At 66.6% G+C, this 23,198-nt stretch carries 20 protein-coding genes and 1 riboswitch; of the genes, 10 read left to right on the forward strand and 10 right to left on the reverse strand.

Translation table 11 applies throughout. The annotated features are described in order from the left end of the window. On the forward strand, positions 1-873 hold an 873-nt coding region (locus AADI75_RS10410), incomplete at its 5' end, for a DUF87 domain-containing protein (protein ID WP_341208961.1). Here AADI75_RS10410 and AADI75_RS10415 read toward each other — a convergent pair. The 3 genes from AADI75_RS10415 to AADI75_RS10425 form a co-directional block, all read right to left on the reverse strand. Then, a complete protein-coding gene (locus AADI75_RS10415) occupies positions 870-1,277 on the reverse strand; it encodes a DUF1810 domain-containing protein (protein WP_341208962.1) in 408 nt (135 codons plus the stop codon). The genes AADI75_RS10410 and AADI75_RS10415 overlap by 4 nt on opposite strands. 426 nt (positions 1,278-1,703) lie before the next feature. Then, on the reverse strand, positions 1,704-2,753 hold the full coding sequence (locus tag AADI75_RS10420; protein ID WP_341208963.1) for a GGDEF domain-containing protein: 1,050 nt from the start codon (positions 2,751-2,753) through the stop codon (positions 1,704-1,706). A 77-nt stretch (positions 2,754-2,830) separates the two neighbouring features. Further along, positions 2,831-3,364 (reverse strand): peroxiredoxin, encoded by a 534-nt coding sequence (locus AADI75_RS10425; protein WP_341208964.1) that lies wholly within the window; start codon positions 3,362-3,364, stop codon positions 2,831-2,833. 112 nt (positions 3,365-3,476) lie between these two features. Here AADI75_RS10425 and crtY point away from each other — a divergent pair, with 112 nt between their 5' ends. The 4 genes from crtY to AADI75_RS10445 all read left to right on the forward strand — a co-directional run bounded on the left by crtY (position 3,477) and on the right by AADI75_RS10445 (position 7,302). Next, positions 3,477-4,634 (forward strand): lycopene beta-cyclase CrtY, encoded by a 1,158-nt coding sequence (gene crtY, locus AADI75_RS10430; protein WP_341208965.1) that lies wholly within the window; start codon positions 3,477-3,479, stop codon positions 4,632-4,634. Beyond that, entirely contained in the window at positions 4,631-6,103 is a 1,473-nt protein-coding gene (locus AADI75_RS10435; protein ID WP_341208966.1) for a phytoene desaturase, read from the forward strand. The genes crtY and AADI75_RS10435 overlap by 4 nt, the downstream gene beginning before the upstream one ends. 96 nt (positions 6,104-6,199) lie before the next feature. Then, entirely contained in the window at positions 6,200-6,907 is a 708-nt protein-coding gene (locus AADI75_RS10440; RefSeq protein WP_341208967.1) for a hypothetical protein, read from the forward strand. Next, the gene (locus AADI75_RS10445; protein ID WP_341208968.1) at positions 6,904-7,302 is read left to right on the forward strand and encodes a hypothetical protein; all 399 of its coding nucleotides are present in this window, start codon (positions 6,904-6,906) and stop codon (positions 7,300-7,302) included. The genes AADI75_RS10440 and AADI75_RS10445 overlap by 4 nt, the downstream gene beginning before the upstream one ends. A gap of 8 nt (positions 7,303-7,310) precedes the next feature. Here the strand turns inward: AADI75_RS10445 and thiC are convergent, their stop codons facing one another. From thiC to AADI75_RS10475, 6 genes are all read right to left on the reverse strand, one after another. Then, positions 7,311-9,224 (reverse strand): phosphomethylpyrimidine synthase ThiC, encoded by a 1,914-nt coding sequence (gene thiC / locus AADI75_RS10450; protein ID WP_341208969.1) that lies wholly within the window; start codon positions 9,222-9,224, stop codon positions 7,311-7,313. A gap of 40 nt (positions 9,225-9,264) precedes the next feature. Then, positions 9,265-9,375, reverse strand: a riboswitch (TPP riboswitch). Between the two features lie 90 nt (positions 9,376-9,465). Beyond that, entirely contained in the window at positions 9,466-10,524 is a 1,059-nt protein-coding gene (locus AADI75_RS10455; protein WP_341208970.1) for a ferritin-like domain-containing protein, read from the reverse strand. Positions 10,525-10,597: 73 nt separating this feature from the next. Continuing rightward, complete coding sequence (locus AADI75_RS10460) at positions 10,598-11,638, reverse strand: ferritin-like domain-containing protein (RefSeq protein ID WP_341208971.1); 1,041 nt, start codon at positions 11,636-11,638, stop codon at positions 10,598-10,600. A 271-nt stretch (positions 11,639-11,909) separates the two neighbouring features. Further along, a complete protein-coding gene (locus AADI75_RS10465; RefSeq protein WP_341208972.1) occupies positions 11,910-12,791 on the reverse strand; it encodes a MipA/OmpV family protein in 882 nt (293 codons plus the stop codon). 62 nt (positions 12,792-12,853) lie between these two features. Further along, complete coding sequence (locus AADI75_RS10470; protein WP_341208992.1) at positions 12,854-13,246, reverse strand: DUF2141 domain-containing protein; 393 nt, start codon at positions 13,244-13,246, stop codon at positions 12,854-12,856. Beyond that, positions 13,197-14,015 (reverse strand): sterol desaturase family protein, encoded by an 819-nt coding sequence (locus tag AADI75_RS10475; RefSeq protein ID WP_341208973.1) that lies wholly within the window; start codon positions 14,013-14,015, stop codon positions 13,197-13,199. Before AADI75_RS10475 ends, AADI75_RS10470 begins: the two co-directional genes overlap by 50 nt. Before the next feature lie 45 nt (positions 14,016-14,060). On the opposite strand from AADI75_RS10475, the gene AADI75_RS10480 reads away from it, so the two are divergent. Then, entirely contained in the window at positions 14,061-14,879 is an 819-nt protein-coding gene (locus AADI75_RS10480) for an inositol monophosphatase family protein (RefSeq protein ID WP_341208974.1), read from the forward strand. Positions 14,880-14,901: 22 nt separating this feature from the next. On the opposite strand, the gene AADI75_RS10485 is transcribed toward AADI75_RS10480, so the two are convergent. Beyond that, positions 14,902-16,410, reverse strand: a complete 1,509-nt coding sequence (locus AADI75_RS10485) for a glycoside hydrolase 43 family protein (RefSeq protein ID WP_341208975.1) — start codon at positions 16,408-16,410, stop codon at positions 14,902-14,904. A gap of 303 nt (positions 16,411-16,713) precedes the next feature. On the opposite strand from AADI75_RS10485, the gene AADI75_RS10490 reads away from it, so the two are divergent. From AADI75_RS10490 to AADI75_RS10505, 4 genes are all read left to right on the forward strand, one after another. Next, a complete protein-coding gene (locus AADI75_RS10490; protein WP_341208976.1) occupies positions 16,714-19,893 on the forward strand; it encodes a TonB-dependent receptor in 3,180 nt (1,059 codons plus the stop codon). A 71-nt stretch (positions 19,894-19,964) separates the two neighbouring features. Continuing rightward, positions 19,965-20,666 (forward strand): SapC family protein, encoded by a 702-nt coding sequence (locus AADI75_RS10495; protein WP_341208977.1) that lies wholly within the window; start codon positions 19,965-19,967, stop codon positions 20,664-20,666. Continuing rightward, entirely contained in the window at positions 20,663-21,688 is a 1,026-nt protein-coding gene (locus AADI75_RS10500; RefSeq protein WP_341208978.1) for a cupin-like domain-containing protein, read from the forward strand. The genes AADI75_RS10495 and AADI75_RS10500 overlap by 4 nt, the downstream gene beginning before the upstream one ends. Next, positions 21,685-23,148 (forward strand): tryptophan halogenase family protein, encoded by a 1,464-nt coding sequence (locus AADI75_RS10505; RefSeq protein WP_341208979.1) that lies wholly within the window; start codon positions 21,685-21,687, stop codon positions 23,146-23,148. The genes AADI75_RS10500 and AADI75_RS10505 overlap by 4 nt, the downstream gene beginning before the upstream one ends. Positions 23,149-23,198: the final 50 nt, after the last annotated feature.

The raw sequence follows: 23,198 nt of genomic DNA on the forward strand, positions 1-23,198 counted from the left end.
TGCCTGCTCGCCGCCAAGGCCAAGAGCCGGGCGGGGCAGGAGATCGCCAAGCTGACCGTCGACGCGCCGATCCCGTACCTGCTGAGCGACCTGATGCAGATTTTGCAGCAGGAGATGGGCAAGATGGACCGGGCAGGGGACACCTCGCCGTACCTGCGGCTGAAGAACAAGATCGACGAGGTGCGCGCCGATCCGCGTTACGGCTTCATGTTTTCGGGGATGCTGGTCGGCGATACGATGGCGGCGTTCGTGCAGCGCATCTTCCGACTGCCCGGCGACGGGCGGCCGATCTCGATCATCGACGTGTCGGGCGTGCCGAACGAGATCACCTCGGTGGTGGTGGCGGTGCTGGCGCGGATGGTGTTCGATTTCGCGATCTGGTCGCGCGGCGAACCGCAGCGGCCGATCCTGCTCGTCTGCGAGGAGGCGCACCGCTACGTCCCCGCCGATCCCGCGGCGCGCGGGTCGGTGGCGCAGATCCTCGGGCGGATCGCCAAGGAGGGGCGCAAGTACGGCGTCGCGCTGGGGCTGGTGACGCAGCGGCCGTCCGATCTTTCGGAGGGAGTGCTGTCGCAATGCGGCACGATCATCTCGATGCGGCTCAACAACGACCGCGATCAGGCATTCGTGCGCGCCGCGATGCCCGAGGGCGCGCGCGGCTTCCTCGACGCGCTGCCCGCGCTGCGCAACCGCGAGGCGATCGTCTGCGGGGAGGGCGTCGCGATCCCGATCCGCGTCGCATTCGACACGCTGGAAGAGGGACGGCGTCCGGCGTCGGATGACCCGGTCTTCTCCGCGCTGTGGCGCGAGACGGGGGGCGAGGAAGCGATGATCGCGCGCACCGTCCAGCGCTGGCGCGCGCAGGGACGTTAATCGCCGAGCAGGCGCAGCGTGGCGTCGTCGGGGCCATCGAAGAAGGCGTGCAGCGTGTCGCGGACGGCGGGTGGCGCGCCGGCACGGTCGAACAAGGTCAGCGACGAGCGCAGCTTGATCGCGTCGATCCCCCCCATGATCGCCTCGGCCGAGCGATCGCGGTGGCGGTCGAGCGCGGCGACGCAGGCGAGATACCGCGGCCCGAGCAGCGAGTGCGCCAGATAGGCGCGGGCTTCGGCGAGGTCGTCGATCGCATAATGGCGCGCCGTGGCGCTGTGGCCGAGTCCGGCAATCTGCGGGAAGATGAACCACATCCAGTGGCTTTGCTTGGCGCCGCGCATCAGCTCGGCGAGCGCGGTGTCGTAATGAGTGGCCTGGGCGGCGACGAAGCGGTCGAGGTCCATGCCGCCTGCAACGCGCCGGGGGCGGCGGCGGTGCCGCGCCGCGGTCAGACGACCGCGGCGGTGACCGCGTCGACGTAGAGCAGCAAAGCCGTGGTGGCGAAGCTGGCGGCGCTGAGCAGCAGCGACCGGGCGAGCGTGGGATGGTTGTTCATCGACATCGGCTCCGGTCAGGCGATCGGGGTGACGGGAACGGCGGCGCTGACCATCACGGCGGCGACGGCGAAGGCAGCGGCAACCGACAGCAGCGACTGGCGAAGGGCGGTGAAACGGATCGTCATGGCAGGGCTCCTTGGGAAGGGCCGGTCGATCCGGCCCATGCCAAGGTCTTTGCAGAACGCGTGCCAAATGCCTGTGCCGAGGGGCGAGGCGCATTTTAGGGCGCGGGTTGGTGCGATCCGCCAGCCTGGTCGGGCGAGATCCGCCAGATTACGGCGTCGTCTCCGACGTGATCGTCCGCGCGCGCCCCTGATCCTTCGCGCGGTACAAGGCGGCGTCGGCGCGCGCCATCAAGGCGGCGCGTCCTTCGCCGACGCGCCCCTCAGCCACGCCCGCCGAGAAGGAGACGACGCCGATCGATTCACCCGTTTCACGGACGCGGGGACGACGTTCCGAAATCGTGCGGCGGACGCGTTCGATCACCTGCGCCGCTTCGTCGAGCGGCACGTTCTCGAACAGCAGCGCGAATTCTTCGCCGCCGTAGCGCGCGACCATCATCCCCTTCTCGGACGCCAGCGTCTGCGCAACCATGCGGATCACGCGGTCGCCGACCGCATGGCCGAAATTGTCGTTCACCTGCTTGAAGTGATCGATGTCGCAGATCGCGACGGTCACTGGGGTGTCGCGGTGGAGCGAGGCGAACGTCTCGTCGAACGCGCGGCGATTCGGCAGGTCGGTGAGCGGATCGGTGCGCGCCGAACCGCGCGCCTCGTCCAGCGCGGTGCGCAGCTCGTCGGTTTCGCGCAACGCGGTGTCGAGCCGTGCCTCGGCGAGCTGGACGCGGCCGATCATGTCGGCGGTCAGCTGCGTGATCGCCTCGATCCCGGCCTCTGCGCCCATGTCGCGCATCGTATCGGCGGAGCGTTGCAGGTCGCGCCCGAAGTCGTTGGCCTCGGCATGGACGATGCGCATCGCATCGCCAAAGCCCTCGAGCTGGAACATCATCCGTTCGAGGAGCGCCTGTTGCGTATCGACGTCGCCGCTCATCGCCGCATCGTCGTCCGCGGAATCGATCGGCGCACCGCTGACGGTCGAGCCGCCCAGGCTCTCGATGTCCTGGCTGGTCAGCCGCACGCCACCGTCGGTGAGTTCGGCGACGCGCTTGGCGATCAGCCCGGTGGCGTTGGCGATCACTTCGTAAGCGAACGCGTAATGCGCGGGATCGGGGCTGAGCCGATGCGCGGCGAGGAACGCCCCGATCCGGGCGAACAGGCGATCTCCCCCGTTCGCATGCCCGATATCGACCGCCCTGCTCGCCATCATCCGCCCCACATCGCCCCTAATTCCGGGATCGAAGCAGTACGCAGCAACTCCTAAGATTTAATAACTGCTTGCTTTCAGCGGCCCGTGAGGCGGTGCACGGCGTCCAGCGAGCGCGTGACGTGTTCGGCCGGGTTCATGTCCGACCAGACCGCGGCGATCCGACCGTCGCGACCGATGACGTAGCTGGTGCGGCTGGTGACCTGCCGGCCCTTGATTTCCCTGCCGAGTGCAACGTCATAGCCGGCGACGACCTTCGGCCCGGCGCTGGCGACCGCGAACTTGCCCGCGCACTCGCTCGACGAGAATCGCTGCAGGTCGGGGACGTTGTCCGCCGACATGCCGATCACCGTCGCGCCGGCCGCGCGGAAGGCGTCGACCTTCTCGGCGAAGGCGCGCGCCTCGGCATTGCAGCCACCGGTGAAGGCGGCGGGGAAGAAGTACAGCACCACCGGGCCGCGCTTGAGCTGTTCGGACAGGCGCACCGGCACCACCTTGCCCGCGATCGCGCCGCGGGTGGAGAAGTCGGGCGCCTTCGCACCGGGCGCGAGCGTCGCGGCGGCGGGGGCGGCGAGGGTCAGGGCAGTGACGGCAGCGAGCAGACGGCGCATCGGGACGACTCCGGCAGGAGGAAGGTGATCCACAAGCCATATCATCGCCTGCCGGTTCCGCCAGCCTGCGTCGGGCTTCCGCAACGCCCGGCAATAGGATAGCGCAAGCGTCATGCCCGCCACCCACAAATGCGACCTTGCGATCGTCGGCGGCGGCCTGTCCGGCGCGCTGATCGCGCTGGCGGTGCAGGCGCGGCACCCCGCGATGGACGTGCGGCTGGTCGAGGCCGGCGAGGCGATCGGCGGCAATCATTTCTGGTCGTTCTTCGGCGCGGATCTGCACGGGGCCGAGCAGGCGCTGGTCGCGCCGGTGATCGCGCACGGCTGGCCCGACTATGACGTGCGGTTTCCCGGCCATGCACGGACGCTGGCGCAGCCGTATTTCACGATCCGCTCGGCGGCGCTCGATGCGCATGTCCGGCGGATGCTGCCGCGGCGGGCGCTGATGACGGGCCGATCGGTGCTGGCGTGCAGCGCGACCGCGGTGGTGCTGGCGGACGGCGACCGGCTGAGCGCCACCGGCGTGATCGACGCGCGCGGCGTCGGCGACGTGTCGCTGCTGGACGGCGGGTGGCAGAAGTTCGTCGGGCATGAACTGCGCGTCGCGGGCGGGCATGGCGTGACGCGCCCGGTGGTGATGGACGCGACGGTGCCGCAGCTCGACGGCTATCGCTTCGTCTATCTGCTGCCGTTCACCCCCGACACCTTGCTGGTCGAGGACACCTATTACAGCGACTCGGCCGTGCTGGACGAAGCGACGATCGCCGCGCGGGTCGGCGATTATGCGCGCGCGCGTGGCTGGCAGGCGGAGGTGATCCATCGCGAACGCGGCGTGCTGCCGGTGGTGAGCGGCGGCGACTTCGCGGCCTATTGGCAGTCGAGCGGCGCAAAGGTCGCCAAGGCCGGCGTGCGTGCCGGGCTGTTCCATCCCACGACCGGCTATTCGCTGCCCGATGCCGCGCGGATCGCGGTGCTGATCGCCCATCAGCGCGATCTTTCGGGCAAGGCGCTCCACGACCTGACTTTTCGCTACGCCGCGCGTTCGTGGCGTCAACGAGGTTTCTACCGGATGCTCGATCTGATGCTGTTCAAGGCCGCCGACCCCGACCAGCGCTATCGTGTGCTGGAGCGTTTCTATCGCCTGTCGCCCGGACTGGTCGCGCGCTTCTATGCCGCGCGCTCGACCGGATTCGATAAGTTGCGGGTGTTGAGCGGGAAACCGCCGGTGCCGGTCGGCCGCGCGCTTGCCGCGCTGGGAGGCCGCGCATGACCCGCCGCGCGGTGGTGGTCGGCGCGGGGTTTGGCGGGCTGGCGCTCGCGATCCGGCTGCAATCGGCGGGCGTGGCGACGACGATCGTCGAGTCGCGCGACAAACCCGGCGGCCGCGCCTATTATTGGGAGCGCGAGGGGTTCACCTTCGACGCCGGGCCGACCGTCATCACCGATCCGGCGTGTCTGGAGGAATTGTGGGCGCTGTCGGGGCAGAAGATGGCCGACGACGTCACGCTCGACCCCGTGCAGCCGTTCTATCGGCTCAACTGGCCCGACGGGACCAATTTCGATTACACCAACGACGATGTCGTGCTGCGCGCCGAGATCGCCAAGCTGAACCCGGCGGACGTCGCGGGCTACGGCCAGTTCCTCGAATACGCTGCGGGTGTGTACCACGAGGGATACGAGAAGCTCGGCACGGTCGCCTTCCTCGATTTCGCGTCGATGGTGAAGGCGGCGCCGGCGCTGGCCAAATATCAGGCGTGGCGCTCGGTCTATTCTATCGTCTCGAAGTACGTGGCCGACGAACGGCTGCGACAGGCGCTGTCCTTTCATACCCTGCTGGTCGGCGGCAATCCGATGACGACCAGCGCCATCTATGCGCTGATCCACAAATTGGAGCGTGACGGCGGCGTGTGGTTCGCGCGCGGCGGGACGAATCGGCTGGTGGCGGGGATGGTCGCGCTGTTCGAACGATTGGGCGGCACGCTGCGGTTGTCCGATCCGGTGACGAAGATCGAGACGCTAGGCGACCGCGTGACCGCGGTGGAGACCGCCAGCGGCTGGCGCGAGTCCGTCGACATGGTCGCGGCCAATGCCGACATCATGCACGTCTATCGCGACCTGCTCCCCGAGTCGGGCGCGGCGCGGCGGACGGCGGCGCGGCTGGAGCGCAAGCGTTACTCGCCGTCGCTGTTCGTGATCCATTTCGGGGTGAAGGGCACGTGGCCGGGCATCCCGCACCACATGATCCTGTTCGGGCCACGCTATAAGGGCTTGCTCGACGACATTTACGAGCACGGAATGCTCAGCGAGGATTTCTCGCTGTACCTGCACCATCCGACCGTCACCGATCCGTCGCTGGCGCCCGAGGGAAATTCGACCTTCTACGTGCTGGCGCCGGTGCCGCATCTCGGCAAGTTCACCGGCGACTGGGAGACGGTACGCCCGATCCTGGAGAAGCGCATCCTCGACGAGGTCGGGCGGCGGCTGATTCCCGACATCCACGACCGGATCGTGACGAAGTTCAGCTACGCGCCGACTGACTTTGCGCATGACCTGAACGCGCACATGGGCAGCGCCTTCTCGCTGGAGCCGATCCTGACGCAGAGCGCCTATTTCCGGGTGCACAACCGCGACGATGCGATCCCGAATTTGTTCTTCGTCGGTGCGGGGACGCATCCGGGGGCGGGGATCCCGGGGGTGGTCGGGAGTGCGAAGGCGACGGCGGCGTTGATGCTGGGGTAAGGGGGTAAAACGACGATAAGATGTCATGAGCCGCAGTGTGAGGACTTCATCCTTGATGATCGAGACACATCAAATCGACCATGCTACGATTCAAACATGAGTGATCTGCACTACGGCGTCGGCGCCTACACGCTCACTGAGGCCGGGCGACTTCTTGGTGTGTCGCCCGCCACGCTTAAGCGTTGGCTTTTTGGGTATAGCTATCGGCAGCGTGGCACGGAAGCCACGCAAGAGCCGCTATGGCCGGTGCAGTACGGACCTGATCAAGATGAGCCGCTGCTCGGCTTTCGCGACCTGATTGAGGCCCGTGTCGTCCGAGGTCTTCGTTCACTCGGTATAGGCCTTCCAACCATACGTCGTTGTCTGAGGCTCGCCAGTGAAATAGTCGAAGACTCGCATCCTTTCTCAACGCGTAAATTCAAGACGGATGGACGTCATATATTTCTAGAAATCGCCGAGATCGCGCAGAGTAAAGATGCTGATCCGGCTTTGATCGATTTGCGGTCGCGGCAGAGAGTTTTCAAGACAATAGTACAGCCGTCCTTTGTTGACCTAGCGTTTGATGCAGAGGTAGCCTCGCGGTGGTGGCTTTTACCAAATAAGAAGACGATTGTGCTTGATCCGGCGCGCTCCTTTGGGCAGCCTATTGTCGCCGATGGCGGAGTGCCGACTGCGAGAGTAGCGCAAGTAGTAGCCGCTGAAGGTTCTGTTGACAGAGCTGCCCGGCTCTTCGAGCTGAGGCCCGCGATTGTTAGGGATGCCTTAAGGTTCGAGGCCACGAAGCTTGAGAAAATAGCAGCGTGAAGCTGCTTGTCGACCATAATCTACCTCCTCGTCTAGCAGAGGCGTTAGACAAGATATTTACACCGGACCATCTGATCGTATCGCTTGGTCGAAAATTTGGGCGCCATAATCTCAAGGATGAGGAATGGATCCCTCTTCTTGGTCAAGAAGGGGGATGGGCTGTGCTATCCGCGGACATGAACATTGCAAGGAAGCGTCCATCTCGAGAATTATTCATCCGTGCTGGCCTTGTTGGATTTTTCTTCAGTCCGGCTATGCAGAAGTGGCCTTTGTCACGGCAAGCTGCCCGCGTCCTTATGCTTTGGCCCCAGATGATTTCACATCTGGGTACTACCGCTAACGGTGTTTTTGAAATGCCTGCCAGCGGTGGTAAATTCAGATCGATCGGACGATAGATGTTCGTTTATTTCGCCGCCGGCAAATAAACCTCGCCGCCCTTCTCCCGGAACCGCTCGCTCATCTCCGCCATTCCCGCCTCGGCATCCTCCGTCGCGACGAACGTCTCGACCGGCGCATTCTGCTTCGCTGCGAAGTCCCGAGGTTCGTGATCGCGACCTGCCCCCAGCAGGTCGCTATTTGCTGCGTGAGACGCAGCAAATTCACGAACCTCCTGCGTGATCTTCATCGAGCAGAATTTCGGACCGCACATCGAACAGAAATGTGCGGTCTTCGCGCCTTCCGCGGGCAAGGTCTGGTCATGATACGATTCCGCGGTGTCGGGATCGAGCGACAGGTTGAACTGATCGCGCCAGCGGAATTCGAAGCGCGCGCGGCTCAGCGCGTCGTCGCGCATCTTGGCAGCTGGGTGGCCCTTCGCCAGATCGGCGGCGTGCGCGGCGAGCTTGTAGGTCACCACGCCGACCTTCACGTCGTCGCGGTCGGGCAGGCCCAGATGCTCCTTGGGCGTGACGTAGCAGAGCATCGCCGTGCCGTACCAGCCGATCATCGCCGCGCCGATGCCGCTGGTGATATGGTCATAGCCCGGCGCGATGTCGGTGGTCAGCGGCCCGAGCGTGTAGAAGGGCGCTTCACCGCACGCCTCGAGCTGCTTTTCCATGTTCTGCTTGATCTTGTGCATCGGCACATGGCCGGGGCCCTCGATCATCACCTGCACGTCCTGCTCCCAGGCGCGCTTGGTTAGCTCGCCCAGCGTGTAGAGCTCGGCGAACTGCGCCTCGTCATTGGCGTCGGCGATCGCGCCGGGGCGCAGGCCGTCGCCCAGCGAATAGGCGATGTCATAGGCCTTCATGATCTCGGTGATCTCGTCGAAGCGTTCGTAGAGGAACGACTCCTTGTGATGCGCCAGGCACCATTTGGCCATGATCGAGCCGCCACGCGACACGATGCCGGTCACGCGCTTGGCGGTCAGCGGAATGTACGGCAGGCGCACGCCCGCATGGATGGTGAAATAGTCGACGCCCTGCTCGGCCTGTTCGATCAGCGTGTCGCGGAAGATCTCCCAGGTCAGCTCCTCGGCGATGCCGCCGACCTTTTCCAGCGCCTGATAGATGGGCACCGTGCCGATCGGCACGGGCGAGTTGCGGATGATCCATTCGCGCGTGTCGTGGATGTTGCGCCCGGTCGACAGGTCCATGACCGTGTCCGCGCCCCAGCGGATCGACCAGACCAGCTTGTCGACCTCGGCGGCGACGTTCGAGGCGACCGCGCTATTGCCGATATTGGCGTTGATCTTGACCAGGAAGTTGCGGCCGATCGCCATCGGCTCGGATTCGGGATGGTTGATGTTGTTGGGGATGATCGCGCGGCCGCGTGCGACCTCATCGCGGACGAACTCGGGGGTCACGTAGTCGGGAATGCTCGCGCCGAAATCCTCACCATCGCGGACATATTCGCGCAGCATCTCGCGGCCGAGATTCTCGCGCGTCGCGACATATTCCATTTCCGGAGTGATGATGCCGCGGCGCGCATAGTGCATCTGGCTGACGTTCGCGCCCGGCTTCGCGCGCAGCGGGTGGCAATTGACGTTCGGGAACGGCTGGACGCCGCCCGAGCGGTCGGGGCCGAGCTGGCCGTTGTCCTCGGGGCGCAGCTCGCGGGCGTCATAGGCTTCGACATCGCCGCGCGCCATGATCCAGTCGCGGCGCAGCGCCGGCAGGCCGGCGGCGATATCGATGCGCGCCGTGGGATCGGTGTACGGGCCGGACGTGTCGTAGACGTTGAGCGGCGGTTCCCCGCACGACGGATCGAGGTCGATCGCGCGCATCGCGACGTTCAGCGGGCCGACGTGGATCTTGCGGCTACCGCGGATCGGGCCGGTGGTGACGCCAATCTCGGTACGGGCGGGAACGTCGGCCATAACTCTTCTCTCCATCTCGACGGGAGGAAGACGAGGGCCGGAGGACGCCGCATCCACTCCCTACGCCGGTGTCAACCGGATCAGGTTCAGCGGGTCGAGGACTGCGGTCCTCCTCTCAACCGCAGCATCGGCGGTCCCCCGGGGAGCGGCCGGTATAGGCGCGTCGGCGGTGCGACAGCAACGAAAAAGGCCGCATCCCGCCGGATGCGGAATGCGGCCCCATCGGCATCGGAAAGACGGATCAGCTTGCCTTGGTGAAGTCGCCGCTGGTGCGCAGTGCCTCAATCGAATTGTTGGTGCCGGCCGGGAAGAAGCCGCCCGACGTCTTGGCCGCGTCGGTCAGATAGACGATGTTGTGGACCTGCAGCGCCGAGCGGCTGAACGCGATGCCGTTGGTGTCGGCCGGAACGATGTTGGCGACCTCCGCGCCGTTGGCCGTTGCGGTGATCCCCTGATCGAGATCCTTGCGATCGGTGGCGGTGTCGGTCGGCTTGCCGTCAAGCAAGTCGCGCGCGTCGGAGATCGCGTTCGCAGCAGCGCGCGCCGCCGAACCGCGACGATACAGCTCCGCACGGATCAGCCCGGCGTGATAGGCTTCCGCGGCGAGGATGCCCGCCGCAGCTTCGAGATAGATCGCGCTGCTGATCAGCGGCGAAGCGCCCTTGTAGGCGGTGACCCCGACATCCTCGAACAGATAGGCGGCGAGCAGGAAATTGTCGTCGTTGAGGTACGGATCGAACTCGCCGGTGTTCTTGTCGACCAGCCCCGCAGCGCGCGCCGCAAGCGTGAACGCGCCGGTCGTCCCGCCGTCGATGTTGATCGCGGGCTGGTTGATCACCTGTGCAGCGCTGACCGACGTAATGACCGCCCGCAGCGCGTTGACGTGCGCGAGTTCGTCGGCGGCGATCTCGCGCGCGTAGCTGGCGATGATCGGGTCGGAGAAGGCGACCTTGCGCCCGCCGGTCACGCTGCCGCGCGCGCCGACCGTGCCGGTGAGGCTCGCCTCTGGCAGCGAACGGCCGAAGGCGGCGAAGGAATAGAATTGCGCTTCGAGATATTCGAGGTTGAGCGCCAGCTGAAGGATGGCGACGTCGGTGGTCACGCTGCCGGTCGCGGTCGGGCTCGGCGTGGGGGTCGGGCTCGGCGAGGTGCTGTTGTTGTTGTCGCTGCCGCAGGCGGACAGCAGCGTGAGGCCGCCGGCCGCGGCGGTGCCGGCGCCGGCCAGCTTGAGGAAGCGGCGGCGCTCGGCGCGGCGGGCCTCGGCCAGTTCGAGCGCGGCGAAAACGGAATCCTTGATCATGGCGTCATTCCCTAGTGCGGGGCGTATGGGGCAAAGGCGGTGAGGAGTGGCGGGCGGTGACCACCGTCTCGCGTCAGGCCGACGCCGCGCTCGTCTTGATGTTGCCGTTGACCCCGGCCGGGAAAAAGCCGCCGCTCGTTACCGCCGCCTGGTTGAGATAGACGATGTTGAGCACCTGCAACGGCGTGCGGCTGAACGCGATGCCGTTGCTGTTGAGCGGCGCGATGTTCGACACGTCGCCGTCGCTGGTGGTGGTGACGGCGAGGCCGCTGTCGTCGACCGGGCCGATGCCGCGGACCAGATCCTCGGTCGGGCTGCCGTCCAGCGTGTCGCGTGCCCTGGAGATGGCAGTGGTCGCCTCGATGAGCTGGAGCGAGGGAGTTTGCAGCCCCTTGCGGTACAGAACCGAGCGGATGATCGCGGCGTGATAGGCCTCGACCGCGAGGATGCCGGCTGCGGCCTCCAGATAGATCTTGCTGTTGATCAGCGCGGGCGCCGCGCCCTTGTAGGCGGTGACGCCGACATCCTCGAACAGATAGGCGCCGAGCAGGAAGTTCTCGTCCGAGGCATAGGGGTCGAACGCCACGCCGTTGCCGACCAGACCGGCGGCACGCGCCGCGGTGCTGAACGCGCCGGTCGCGCTGGTGCCGAGATCGATTGTGGGCTGCGCGAGGAGCGACGATGTCGTGAATTGTGCGCGCAGGAAGCGGACGTGCGCCAGCTCGTCCTGATAGATTTCCTGCGCATATTGCTGGACGATCGGGTCCTTGAACCCGACCGCGCGACCCCCGGTGGCCGCGCCCGCGGTGCCGACCGCGCCGCTGATGTCGGCGGCGGCAAGCCCGCTGCCGGTGACCGCGAAGGCGTAGTAATTCGCCTCGAGATATTCGAGGTTCAGCGCGAAATTGAGCACGTCGACCTCGGTGAAGGTCGATGTCGGGGTGGGCGAAGGCGAGGGGGACGGGGTGGGCGTTGCGGTCTGCGCCTGCGCGGTGCCCGACAGCGTCGCGGCGGCAGCGGCGGCACCCAGCGCACCGGTGAAGAAGGCGCGGCGCGAATCGCGGCGACGCACGCGCGCGTCGAGCGTCTCGATCAGCTGCTCGCTATCGGTCATGGCAGGCTCGTCCCTTCTATTACTCGCGCCAGTACGCGGCGTTGATGCGGGTGATAGGCCAGCATCGCGTAAGGGGCAAAGACGGGTTTCGCTTTTTTGGTGAGGTGGCTGACGATCGTCGTCCCGGACTTGATCCGGGACCCCGCTTCTTTTCGACAGAGGTGAAGAATGGGAGTCCGCCGCGGCGAAGCCGCGTCGTCGGTCGGGGCAGTGCTCCGCCGGCCGGTCTTGGACGAATCCTTGCCCGGCGCGGGCAAGGACGTCCTGCGACTTAAAACGTATACCCGATTCCCAGCGCCGCGAGCCACTGGCTCCGCGACCCCGCGACCGACACCACCGGCGTGTCGCCGAAGTCGTTAAGCATCTTCTTGTAGGTAACGCCGCCGATCGCCTTCCAGCCCTTCAGCAGATTGCCGGTCAGCGCATATGTGCCGGCCAAACCGACCGTCCAATGCTTCCACCCGCCGCGCGTGCGATATTGCGGCAGCCCGCTTGACAGCGACTGCGCGGCGTCGACGTCGAAATAGGTGCGCGCGAAGCCGCGCTCGACCCGCTCGGCCGAGGCGAACAGCCCGACGCCTGCCTTCAGGCTGAGCGGGGTAAAATAGTTGACCGACGGCGACCAGATGCCGCTGTCGTGCACGCCGCTGACGTCGTGGCGATAGCTGAGCGAGGCGGACAGCTTGTCATAGGGGCTGGTGAGCACCCCGGTCTTGCCGAGCCCGACATAACCGCCCAGTTCGATCGCGGTATCGCGCTCGCCCAAGGCGCGGATGCGGCGGTCGTCGATCGCCTTGTTGTTGGTGCGGTTGAAGTTGACGACGCCGATCGGTCCGGCCTGCACGTCCCAGCTCGGCCCCGACGGATTCGGGATCAGGTCGATCGAGGCGCGATTGCCAAGCACCTGAAACGCGAAATTGTGGAACGAGCCGATCGCCGCCGGACCGGGGACGACGCGGTAATTGTCCGAGCCTTCGTAATCCGGCAGATAGGCCGCTGCGACCGCGACGGTCACCGTGTCGCCGACCAGCGCCGGATCGGGTGTCGGGTTGGGCTCGGCCGGGACCGAGGCGCTCTGCGCGAACGCGGGCATTGCGAGGCAGGCAAGCGCGGCGGCAAACAGCGCGCGGGCGGCGGAACGGTTGACGTGCACGTAAATTCCCCTTTGGTCTGCGCGCCCAACCGTTCGCAAGGAATTTTGCTCCATGTTGCTGGTTAGAGCATGTAGCGCATCCGGATCTGTTGCTCTTCGGCATCAGTGGTCAGCGAGAAGCGCGCCGCCGAGAATCGGGGCGGGCCGAAGCGGATCGCCGGGTTGCGCGAGAAGCCGAAACCTTCCTTGGGGATGCCCGCGAACGTATCCAGCTTCTTGTTGCCGTTCTCGTCGTGGATCACCGCCACCGCATAATCGCCGCGCGGCAAGCCGGGAAAGCGGATGCTGGTCTGCCCGGCCGGCACCGAGCGCGTCACCGCGTCGCGGTCGTCGACGCAATTCGGGAAATTGTCAGGATCGGCGGTCAGGCATAGCCGCAGCATCCCCTTAGCCGAGCGCAGATGGTCAATGTCCACCTGCAGCGCGCCGACCGGCGCCGCGCCGATCAACGGCACCGCCAGCAACGCCAGCCCCGCCGCGGCGCAGCGCTTTCGCGTGATCGCGCGTGAAATCGCCGAGCCCGTCGTCGGTGCCACAGAGCCGGTCCCAGAAGCGGAAATAAAGGCCATAGTTACATCCGTACCGTTCATGGTGCCGCTGGTGATGGCTGGCGGTAATCAACCACCGGCCTACCCGTCCCCCCCACATGAACCGCGGGAACATTTCCCAGCCCATATGATTAGTGACACCCATAATCGTCATGACCGTCAGCACCACCCCCAGTGCGGCGACATGGATCGGAATCACGAAGACCAGTAGCGGAATGGCCACAGCACCGGTCACCGCCTCGATCGGATGGAAGGCCATCGCTGCCCAGGCCGTCGGCGGTCGGCTGGCGTGATGCACCGCATGCGCCAGCTTGAACACGCGCGGGCGATGCATCCAGCGATGCGTCCAATAGAACCACGTGTCGTGCGCGATCAGGTACAGCAGCACCGACACCGGCAGGTACCATAAGGGCCAGGCGTGGACGTCGGTGTAGATCCGCGTCCAGCCGCGGTTCTGCCAGCCCCAGGCGATGATGCCGGCGGGCACGCCATAGATGCCTGCGGAGGCGAGGCTCCACAGGATCTCGCGGCGGATCTGCGGGTCGAGCCCGGCATAGAGCCGCGGGTGCTTCAGCCGCGTGGCGAGCGCGAAGCCGGCGCTCGCGGCCAGATAGCGTACGCCGACGATGACGCTCATCGCCAGCGCCGACAACAGGATAGCGATCATGGCGGACATGAACGGCTTCTAGCGCATCGGCGGCGGGCGCGATAGGCAGGGGTCATGCCTGTACGTCCCGCCGATATCGCGCTCGCCCATCGCCTTGCCGACGCCGCCGGCGCGGTGATCCGTCCCTATTTCCGCCAGCCGGCCGGGCTGGAGCTGAAGGAAGATCGCTCGCCGGTGACGCGCGCCGATCGCGAGGCGGAGGAGGCGATGCGGCGGCTGCTCGACGCCGGATGCCCCGGCGACGGCGTGGTCGGCGAGGAACATGGCGTGAAGGACGGCGTGACCGGGCGGCAATGGGTGCTCGACCCGATCGACGGCACCCGCAGCTTCACCGCCGGGCGCGCGATCTTCGGGACGCTGATCGCGCTGGTCGAGGATGGCTGGCCGGTGCTGGGGATCATCGACCAGCCGGTACAGCGCGAGCGCTGGACGGGCGTGACCGGGCGACCGACGTTGCTCAACGACGCGCCGGTGCGGACGCGGGCGTTTGCGGCGCTGGAGGGCGCGATCGTCGCCACGACCAGCCCGCATCTCTTCGAGGATTCCGACGTCCCGCACTTCATGGCGCTGGTCACCGCGGCGAGCGGCGGCGCGCCGCGGCAGGGGCCGGTCTATGGCGGCGACTGTTATAATTACGGGCTGCTGGCGAGCGGGTTCCTGGATATTGTCTGCGAATCCGGGCTCAAGCTGTACGACTTCGCGGCGCTGGCGCCGATCGTCGAGGGCGCGGGCGGGCGGATGTGCGACTGGAACGGCGATCCGCTGACCGCCGACAGCGCCGGGCATGTGCTGGCGATCGGCGACCCGGCGCGCGCCGACGAGGTGCTGGAAGCATTGCGCAACGTCGCGGGACATGACCACCACGACCATTGAAATCGCGGGCACTTTCCACGGCTTAGAACTTGGACAACGTGAATTTGTCGACGTCCAGCCAGCCGCCGCTGCCGGCGGGATTGTAGCAGGACAGTGCGAACTGGACGCCCTGGAAGGTGCCGGTCTGCCAGTCGAACATCAGCGGCACCGTGCCGCCGAGGGGCGTGAAGCGGCGGCCGTCGTTGCTGTAGGAGAGCGTCGCGGTCTTGGCGGGTACGTCCATGTCGGTGCGCAGCCACAGGCGGGTGCCGTGGAAACGGTGTGCGGGGACACGGATGTCGACGTGCGGCCCGTCCTTGCGGTCCTCGGTGACACGCATGGTCAGAAAATAGGTGCCTCCGCGGACCGCCAGTTGCGCGCTGTACTTGCCGAGGGTGCCAAAACCGCAGACATCGCCGCGTTTCAGCCCGCGCGTGTCGATCAGCACCTCGCCCCGCGCACGCGGCGCCTGCCCTTTCTGGACGAGCGTGTTGCGGGCCCACCAGAACTGGCTGCCGGGCGCGGCATGGAGGCGGAGCCAGCCGGGGCGTTCGGTAAGCGACCAGAGGCGGTCGAGCGGGTTGTGGTTCCACTGCCATTGGCGGCCTAGCGCGCGGGGGGTGAAATCGTCGCTCGACGGCGGTTCAGCGAAGGGCTGCCCGGCGATCGGCTTGCGCGCGACATCGGGGACGCGGCCGGGGGCGTCGGGCGTGCCCCAGACCGGCCAATCGTCGCGCCAGAACAGCGGGCTGATGTTGGTCACCCGCCCGATCGCGCCGGAATCGCGCATCACGAAGCCGTACCAGCCGCCGCCGGGCAGATCGACCAGCGCGCCCTGGTGGCCGCCGGTGGTGTCGTCGATCTGCGGGCGGGTTTCCCACGGGCCGTCGAGCGCACGTGAGCGGGAGACGGTGAGCGCGAGTTTGCCGGGAATGGCGTTGAAGAGATAGTAGTAACCGTTGCGCTTGAGGAGCTTCGACCCCTCCGCGCCCTTGTTGTAATAGATGACGCGCGACGCAGTGATCCGCGTCAGATCGTGATCGAGCGTGTGGAGCGTGATGGTCCCGTCGCTGCCGATCGAAGTCGCGAGATAGACCGCGCCGTCGTCGTCGAAGAACAGCGCGGGGTCGAACGCGGCGCGGTCGAGCGTCACGTGGGTCCACGGACCGCGCGGATCGGTGGCGCGATAGATGCGGGTATGCTGGCCGACCGGCGTGACCGCGACATAAAAAACGCCGTCCCGGTAGCGGAGGCTGGGGGCATAGAAGCCGTGTCGGTACGATCCGCCCGCTGCCAGATCAAAGGTAGGCGAGCCATCGAGCCGCGGGATCAGGTGCGAGACGATGTTCCAGTTCACCAGATCGCGCGAGTGGAGAAGCGTGATGCCGGGCGCATTGGCGAAGGTGGTGCTGGCAAAATAGAAGTCCGCACCAACCCGGATGATGTCAGGATCGGGATAGTCGGCGTTGAGCGGCGGATTGGCATAGGTGCCATCGCCGCGATCGCTGCGCCAGACCTGCGCCGTGGTAGCGGACGCAATGAACGCCAGCATGGCGGCCGCCGTGGTGCAATGCAGCAACAGCCGTGATTTTCCCGCCAAATCCCACTCCTCTCATTTATATGATCGTATAATGATTCTGCATGCTGTTTTCGATGCTTATGAAACCAGCAGTTACACGTGAAATGCGCTGTTGCTAATTCGCCACAGTAATCGCGTGCTTTGCGCCAAAACGGCCCTAGTCAGGTCTTTACGACTATCCCCAGATTGACAGCGCAGGGCGCCCTGATAGCGATAACGTCAATCATGTCGCAAACATGAACAAGGCGGCGCGCCGCCGTCACGGAGGAGGGGATGATGAAGGGAAGCCATGTCATGGGCGCGCTCGCGCGTTCGTCGTCGGTGTGGGCGTTGGCGGTGGCGGCAGCGGTGCCGGGTGTCGCGATGGCGCAGACCAGCGGCCAGAGCACGACCGAAAGCCCGACCAACGCACAGCCGGCGGACGCCACGCCGGTCGGTCAGGATCCGGCGCCGGGCGCCGACGACATCATCGTCACGGGCGTGCGCGCCAGCCTTGATCGCGCGATCGCGATCAAGCGCGACTCGCCGGGCGTCGTCGATGCGATCAGCGCCGAAGACATCGGCAAGTTCCCCGACACGAACCTCGCCGAGTCGCTGCAGCGCATCACCGGCGTGTCGATCAACCGTGTGAACGGCGAAGGCTCGCAGGTCGCGGTGCGCGGCTTCTCGGGCGGGTTCAACCTCGTCACGATCAACGGCCGTCAGCTGCCCGCCACGAACATCGACACCAGCGGCGGCAACCTGTTCGCGCGCGGCGCGGGCCGATCGTTCGACTTCCAGAATATCGCGTCGGAAGGCGTCAGCGGGCTTGAGGTCTACAAGACCGGCCGCGCCTCGGTACCGACCGGCGGCATCGGCGCGACGATCAACATCGACACGCGCAAGCCGCTCAATTCGCGCGAAACCGGCGTGACGGGATCGATCGGCGTGAAAGCCCTGTACGACACCTCGGTCGAGAAGTCCGAGGACACCAAGCATCGCGTGACCCCGGAAGTCTCCGGCCTGCTGAATTACCGTAACGAAGAAGGCACGTTCGGTGCGGCGGTGTTCGGCAGCTACCAGCTCCGCTACTCGGCGTCGGCCCAGTCGAATCCGAACTATTGGAACGTCATCCCGACCGCGGATTTCTTCAACCCGGGGACGTTCATCAATTCGCAGACGGTGATCGACGGCACCCGTCCGGCCGCGCCCTATGTGCTCGTTCCGAACGACAGCCGCTATCAGTTCTCGGAAAACCGCCGCGAGCGCATCAACTTCCAGGGCGTGTTGCAGTTCAAGCCGACCGACAATCTGGAATTCACGGTCGACAGCCTGTTCGCGCAGAATCGTCTGCGTGAGCAGCGCAGCGAGCAGACGAACTGGTTCAACCGCCCGTTCAGCGAAGTCCGCTTCGACGACAACCCCAACATGGCGACCGCGATCTTCCTGCGCGATTACCTGCCGACCAGCCCGAAGGACGAAGGCTTCGAGCAGCAGCAGGCCGCGACCAAGGCGCGGCTCGCGTCGGTCGGGCTGAACGCCAAGTGGGAATTCGCATCGAACCTGACGTTGACCGTCGACGGCCACCATTCGGTGTCGACCTCGTCGCCGGACAACCCCAACGGCACCACCGCGACCACCGTCGCGCTCGGCGCGCCGGTGATCCAGGGCCATTCGCTCGACTTCAGCACCGGCTTCCCGCAGCAGGCGCAGGTCATCAACGACTGCTATCGCGCGCAGCCGACCGACACGCCGAAGGGCAATTGCAACGGCGTGCTCGACATCGGTGATCTGGGCGCCGCGCCGGCGCGCACGATCATCTCGCGCCAGACGCAGCGGATCGACCAGATCCAGGCGCGGCTGGGCTGGGATCTGGGCGGCGGCAGCCGCTTCGACGTCGGCGGTTCGTACACCGACTCGAAGATGCATTCGACGCAGACGCAGACGCAGCAGACGCTGGGCGACTGGGGCCTGCAGAACCCGGGCATCATCCAGCAGCTCGCGCCCGAGCTGGTCAGCCAATATTGCCTGACCTGCAAGTTCGACCATTTCAACCCGGCGTCCGAGGGCTCGTCGCTGATCGCGTTCCGCGGCAATGCGATCGATCTCTACAACGTGCTGAGCCCCTATTACACGCAGCGCGGCCAGCCGCCGGCACCGTCGGCCCCGGCCGACGACACGGTGCAGGAGAAGATCTGGTCGGTGTTCGGCCAGTTCACCTGGAACGGCGAAGTCGCGAACCGGCCCGCGAACCTGGTGATCGGTGCGCGGTACGAGCAGACCCGCGTCGTCTCGGACGCGGTGCAGACGTTCAACAACATCGTCTGGACCGCCGACAACGACTTCCGCGGCGATGCCAGCGGCGTGTTCACCGCGATCCGCCAGCGCGGCAGCTACGAGAACCTGTTGCCATCGGTCGACTTCAGCATCGAGCCGATCACCAATGTGAAGGCACGCGTCTCGTTCAGCCGCACGCTGGCCCGCCCGGACTATGGCAATCTGTTCGCGACCGCCTCGGCGGGGGCGCCGGGTCGTCCGACCGCGCTGGGTGGCATTCCGACGGGCAGCACCGGCAACGCCAACCTGCTGCCGCTACTGTCGGATAACTTCGACGTGTCGCTGGAATGGTATTACAAGCCGTCCAGCTTCGTCTCGATCGGCTTCTTCGACAAGCGCGTCGCCAACTTCCTGGGCACCGGCATCGTCAACCAGAACCTGTTCGGGTTGCGCGATCCCAGCTCCGGCGCGGCGGGTTCGCGGTCGGGCACCGCGGCGGCGTTCCTGCGAACCAACAACTACGATCTGAGCGACGTCAACCTGTTCACCTATACCGCGCTGCTGGTGCAGAACGGGGGCAATCAGGCCGCGGCGAACGCGCAGTTCAATGCCAATTATGTTGCCGGTCGCGGGTTGCAGCAGACGTTCGTCGACCAGATCCTGTCGCAGGTGGACATTTCGTCGGATGCCAACGATCCGCTGTTCAACTTCTCGGTCTCGCAGCCGATCAACAACCGCGAGGGCAAGATCCACGGCTTCGAGCTGGCGTGGACCAACTTCTTCGGCAACACCGGCTTCGGGTTCGCGGGGTCGTTCACGAAGGTGAGCGGCGACGTGAACGTCGATCCTTACGCCGACCCGACCGTGAACATCTTCGCGCTCACCGGTCTGGGCAACAGCGCCAATGCGACGGGCATCTACGAGAAGAACGGCATCTCCGCCCGGATCGCGTACAACTGGCGCGACAAGTATCTGGCGGCGACCAACCAGGGCGGCAATCGCAACCCGCTATTCGTGGCGCCGTTCGGCACGCTGGACGTCAACATCAGCTACGACGTCAACGATCAGATCGCGGTCACGCTGGAAGGGATCAACCTGACCAGCGAGAGCGTGAAGACCTATGGCCGTACCGAGCGCAACCTGGTGTTCGCGCAGGAATTGAAGCCGCGTTTCCTGCTGGGTGCGCGCTACAAGTTCTGATCGGTCGCGAAGGCGCGGAATGTGGAGGGCCATCGCTTGCGGTGGCCCTTTGCGTTTGGGACAAGGGCGGCATGACCTTCACGACTCTCGACAATGTCGACCACGCCGAGCTGCGCGTTGCGGTGCGCGCCGGGGCGGCGTTCGGCGACCACGCCAATCTGCTGCCGGTCATGCCGATCGAGTTCGAGGAGGCGCAGCGCGAGCTGCCGATCGTCTTCCGGCGCGGCGCGGACGGGGGCATCCGTGCCTATGTGCTGCTGGGGCTCGACCGCGGCGAGAATCTGTTCCTCGACGGGGATCGCTGGACGACGCGCTTCGTCCCGGCGATCCAGCGGCGCGGGCCGTTCGCACTGGCGCGCGGTGACGATGGCGAGCCGGTCGTGCAGGTGGATCGCGACGATCCGCGCGTCGGGGTGGCGGACGGCCTGCCGCTGTTCCGCGATCATGGCGGCGGATCGCCGTATCTGGAGCATGTCCGCGCCGCGCTGACGCTGCTGGCGGAGGGGGCGCAGAGCGAGCGGGCGATCCACGCCGATTGGGAGGCGGCGGGGTTGCTGCGCGGCGTGACGCTGCGGATCGATCTGGGCGATGCGGGCGGCTATGAGGTGAGCGACGTGTTGACGATCGATCAGGCGGCGCTCGCCGCGCTGTCGGGGGCGACGCTGGAGCGGCTGCACGCCAACGGCTTGCTGCGGGCGGCGACGATGGCGGCCGCGTCGCTCGGCAATATCGAGCGGCTGGTCGAACTGAAGACGATCAAGGAGGGGGCGTGACCACGGCGATCACCGAGCGGCGCGTGCCAGAGATCGCAGCCGACGATCCCGCGGCGCGCGATCTGGCGGCGCTGGTCGCGACGGGTGTGCCGGTGGTGGTGCGCGGGCTGGCGGCCGACTGGCCGCTGGTTGCCGCGGGGCGCGAAGGGCCGGCGGCGGCGGTCGACTATCTGCGGGGCTTCTACAATGGCCAGCCGGGGGTCGGGTACACCGCGGCGGCGGCGCACGGCGGTCGCTATTTCTACGACGATACGCTGACCCGGCTCGACTTCGATGCCGAGCGTGTCGCGCTCGACGATTATATGGCGCGGATGCTGGGGGCGCTGGACGAAAAAGGCGCGCCGTCCTTCTACATTGGGTCGACCGATCTGGAGCGGTTCTTTCCGGGGCTGGTCGCGGAAAACCCGCTCGAGCGGGCCGGGTTCGCGCGCGTGCTGCGCAGCATCTGGATCGGCACGCGCACGACCGCGCAGGCGCATTACGACATGTCGAACAACATCGCGGTCTGCGCGGTCGGACGGCGGCGCTTCACGCTGTTTCCGCCCGATCAGGTCGCGAACCTCTATCCGGGGCCGCTCGAGCCGACGCCGGGCGGGCAGGTGGTGTCGCTGGTCGACTTCCGCGCGCCCGATCTCGGCCGCTTCCCCGGCTTTGCCGACGCGCGCGCGGTGGCGCAGGTCGCCGAGCTGGAGGCGGGCGATGCGGTCGTCTATCCGGCCTTGTGGTGGCATCATGTCGAGGCACTGGCGCCGTTCAACGTGCTGGTGAACTATTGGTGGAACGACGCGGCGGCGTTCATGGACACGCCGATGAACACGCTGCTCCACGCGCTGCTCAGCCTGCGCGACCGCCCGGCGGCGGAGAAGCGGGCGTGGCGCACGTTGTTCGATTATTACGTGTTCGAGGATGCAGCGCGCGCGGCGGCGCATCTGCCCGAGCCGGCGCAGGGCGCGCTCGCGCCGCTGGACGAGGCGCGCGCACGGCGGTTGCGCGGCGATTTGTTGAGGAAGCTGAACCGATGACGGGCGTGCGGCGGGTGGTGATCGCGGGCGGCGGCACCGCCGGATGGCTGGCGGCGGCGATGCTGACCAAGCAGCTCGGCGCGATGGTCGCGGTGACGCTGATCGAGTCGGAGGAGATCGGGACGGTCGGGGTCGGCGAGTCGACGATCCCGACGGTGCGCGCCTTCCACCAGTTGATCGGGGTGGACGAGCGCGACTTCGTCCGCGCGACCGGCGCCAGCTTCAAGCTGGGGATTTCGTTCGAGGGCTGGTCGCGCCCCGACGAGCGCTATCTGCATTCGTTCGGGTCGATCGGACAGTCGACGTGGATGGCGGACTTCCACCATTTCTGGCTGGAGGCGCGCGCGCAAGGCAGCGCCGAGGAGATCGGCCGCTATTGCGTTGAGCACGAAGCGGCGCGCGCCGAGAAGTTCGCGGGCGGCGCGGAGGCGGGGCTCAACTACGCCTATCACTTCGATGCCGCGCGTTATGCCCGCTATCTGCGCGAGCGCTGCGAGGCGGACGGGCTGACCCGCGTCGAAGGCAAGATCGCGCGGGTCGAGCGCGACGGCGAACGCGGCGACATCGCGGCGCTGGTGATGGAGGACGGCACGCGGATCGCGGGCGACCTGTTCCTCGATTGCACGGGCTTTCGCGCGCTGCTGCTCGGCGAGACGCTGGACGTCGGTTACGAGGACTGGGCCGAGTGGCTGCCGACCGACCGCGCGATCGCGGTGCAGACGACGGCGACCGGCCCGGCGGTGCCCTATACCCGCGCGATCGCGCATGACGCGGGGTGGCAATGGCGGATCCCGCTCCAGCACCGGCTGGGGAACGGGATCGTCTATGCCAGCGACTATCTGAGCGACGACGAGGCGCGGGCGCGGTTGCTGGGGAGCGTGACCGGCGAAACGCTGATCGAGCCGCGCGTGATCCGCTTCCGCACCGGGCGGCGGGCGAAGGCATGGGAGCGCAATTGCGTCGGGCTGAGCCTGGCGGGCGGGTTCGTCGAGCCGCTGGAATCGACCAGCATCCACCTCATCATGATCGCGCTGACGCGGCTGTTGCAGCTGTTCCCGTTCGATGGCGTCAGCGAAGCGGCGGCAGCGCGGTTCAACGACATGGCGCGGCGCGAGATCGAGGGCGTGCGCGACTTCATCATCCTGCACTATACGCTCAACCAGCGTGACGAGCCGTTCTGGCAGCGGATGCGTGATATGCCGCTGCCCGACTCGCTGGCGACGCGGATCGCGCTGTTCCGCGAGGGCGCGCAGGCGTTCCAGGCGAGCGACGAGCTGTTCACGATTACGTCGTGGGTGCAGGTGATGCTCGGGCAGAAGCTGACGCCGCGCGCGCACAATCGCGTGGCGCGGATGATGCCCGAGGGGCGGTTGCAGCAGACCCTGGGGCAGATGGCGGCGAACGTCGCCGATGCGGTGCGCGGGTTACCGGCGCATCAGGCGTATCTGGATCGGGTGTGAGTTCGTCACCCGGTTCCGTCATTCCCGCGCAGGCGGGAATCCGGAACCTC

Source organism: uncultured Sphingomonas sp. (assembly GCF_964021865.1).
GTDB lineage: Bacteria > Pseudomonadota > Alphaproteobacteria > Sphingomonadales > Sphingomonadaceae > Sphingomonas.

Coding starts and splice junctions, on each gene's coding strand:
- AADI75_RS10475 (WP_341208973.1), bottom strand. CDS start 14,015: ATGTCCGCCATGATCGCTATCCTGTTGTCGGCGCTGGCGATGAGCGTC.
- AADI75_RS10420 (WP_341208963.1), bottom strand. CDS start 2,753: ATGGCGAGCAGGGCGGTCGATATCGGGCATGCGAACGGGGGAGATCGC.
- crtY (WP_341208965.1), top strand. CDS start 3,477: ATGCCCGCCACCCACAAATGCGACCTTGCGATCGTCGGCGGCGGCCTG.
- AADI75_RS10495 (WP_341208977.1), top strand. CDS start 19,965: ATGACCTTCACGACTCTCGACAATGTCGACCACGCCGAGCTGCGCGTT.
- AADI75_RS10505 (WP_341208979.1), top strand. CDS start 21,685: ATGACGGGCGTGCGGCGGGTGGTGATCGCGGGCGGCGGCACCGCCGGA.
- AADI75_RS10480 (WP_341208974.1), top strand. CDS start 14,061: ATGCCTGTACGTCCCGCCGATATCGCGCTCGCCCATCGCCTTGCCGAC.
- AADI75_RS10455 (WP_341208970.1), bottom strand. CDS start 10,524: ATGATCAAGGATTCCGTTTTCGCCGCGCTCGAACTGGCCGAGGCCCGC.
- AADI75_RS10415 (WP_341208962.1), bottom strand. CDS start 1,277: ATGGACCTCGACCGCTTCGTCGCCGCCCAGGCCACTCATTACGACACC.
- AADI75_RS10490 (WP_341208976.1), top strand. CDS start 16,714: ATGAAGGGAAGCCATGTCATGGGCGCGCTCGCGCGTTCGTCGTCGGTG.
- AADI75_RS10435 (WP_341208966.1), top strand. CDS start 4,631: ATGACCCGCCGCGCGGTGGTGGTCGGCGCGGGGTTTGGCGGGCTGGCG.
- AADI75_RS10440 (WP_341208967.1), top strand. CDS start 6,200: ATGAGTGATCTGCACTACGGCGTCGGCGCCTACACGCTCACTGAGGCC.
- AADI75_RS10425 (WP_341208964.1), bottom strand. CDS start 3,364: ATGCGCCGTCTGCTCGCTGCCGTCACTGCCCTGACCCTCGCCGCCCCC.
- thiC (WP_341208969.1), bottom strand. CDS start 9,224: ATGGCCGACGTTCCCGCCCGTACCGAGATTGGCGTCACCACCGGCCCG.
- AADI75_RS10485 (WP_341208975.1), bottom strand. CDS start 16,410: ATGCTGGCGTTCATTGCGTCCGCTACCACGGCGCAGGTCTGGCGCAGC.
- AADI75_RS10460 (WP_341208971.1), bottom strand. CDS start 11,638: ATGACCGATAGCGAGCAGCTGATCGAGACGCTCGACGCGCGCGTGCGT.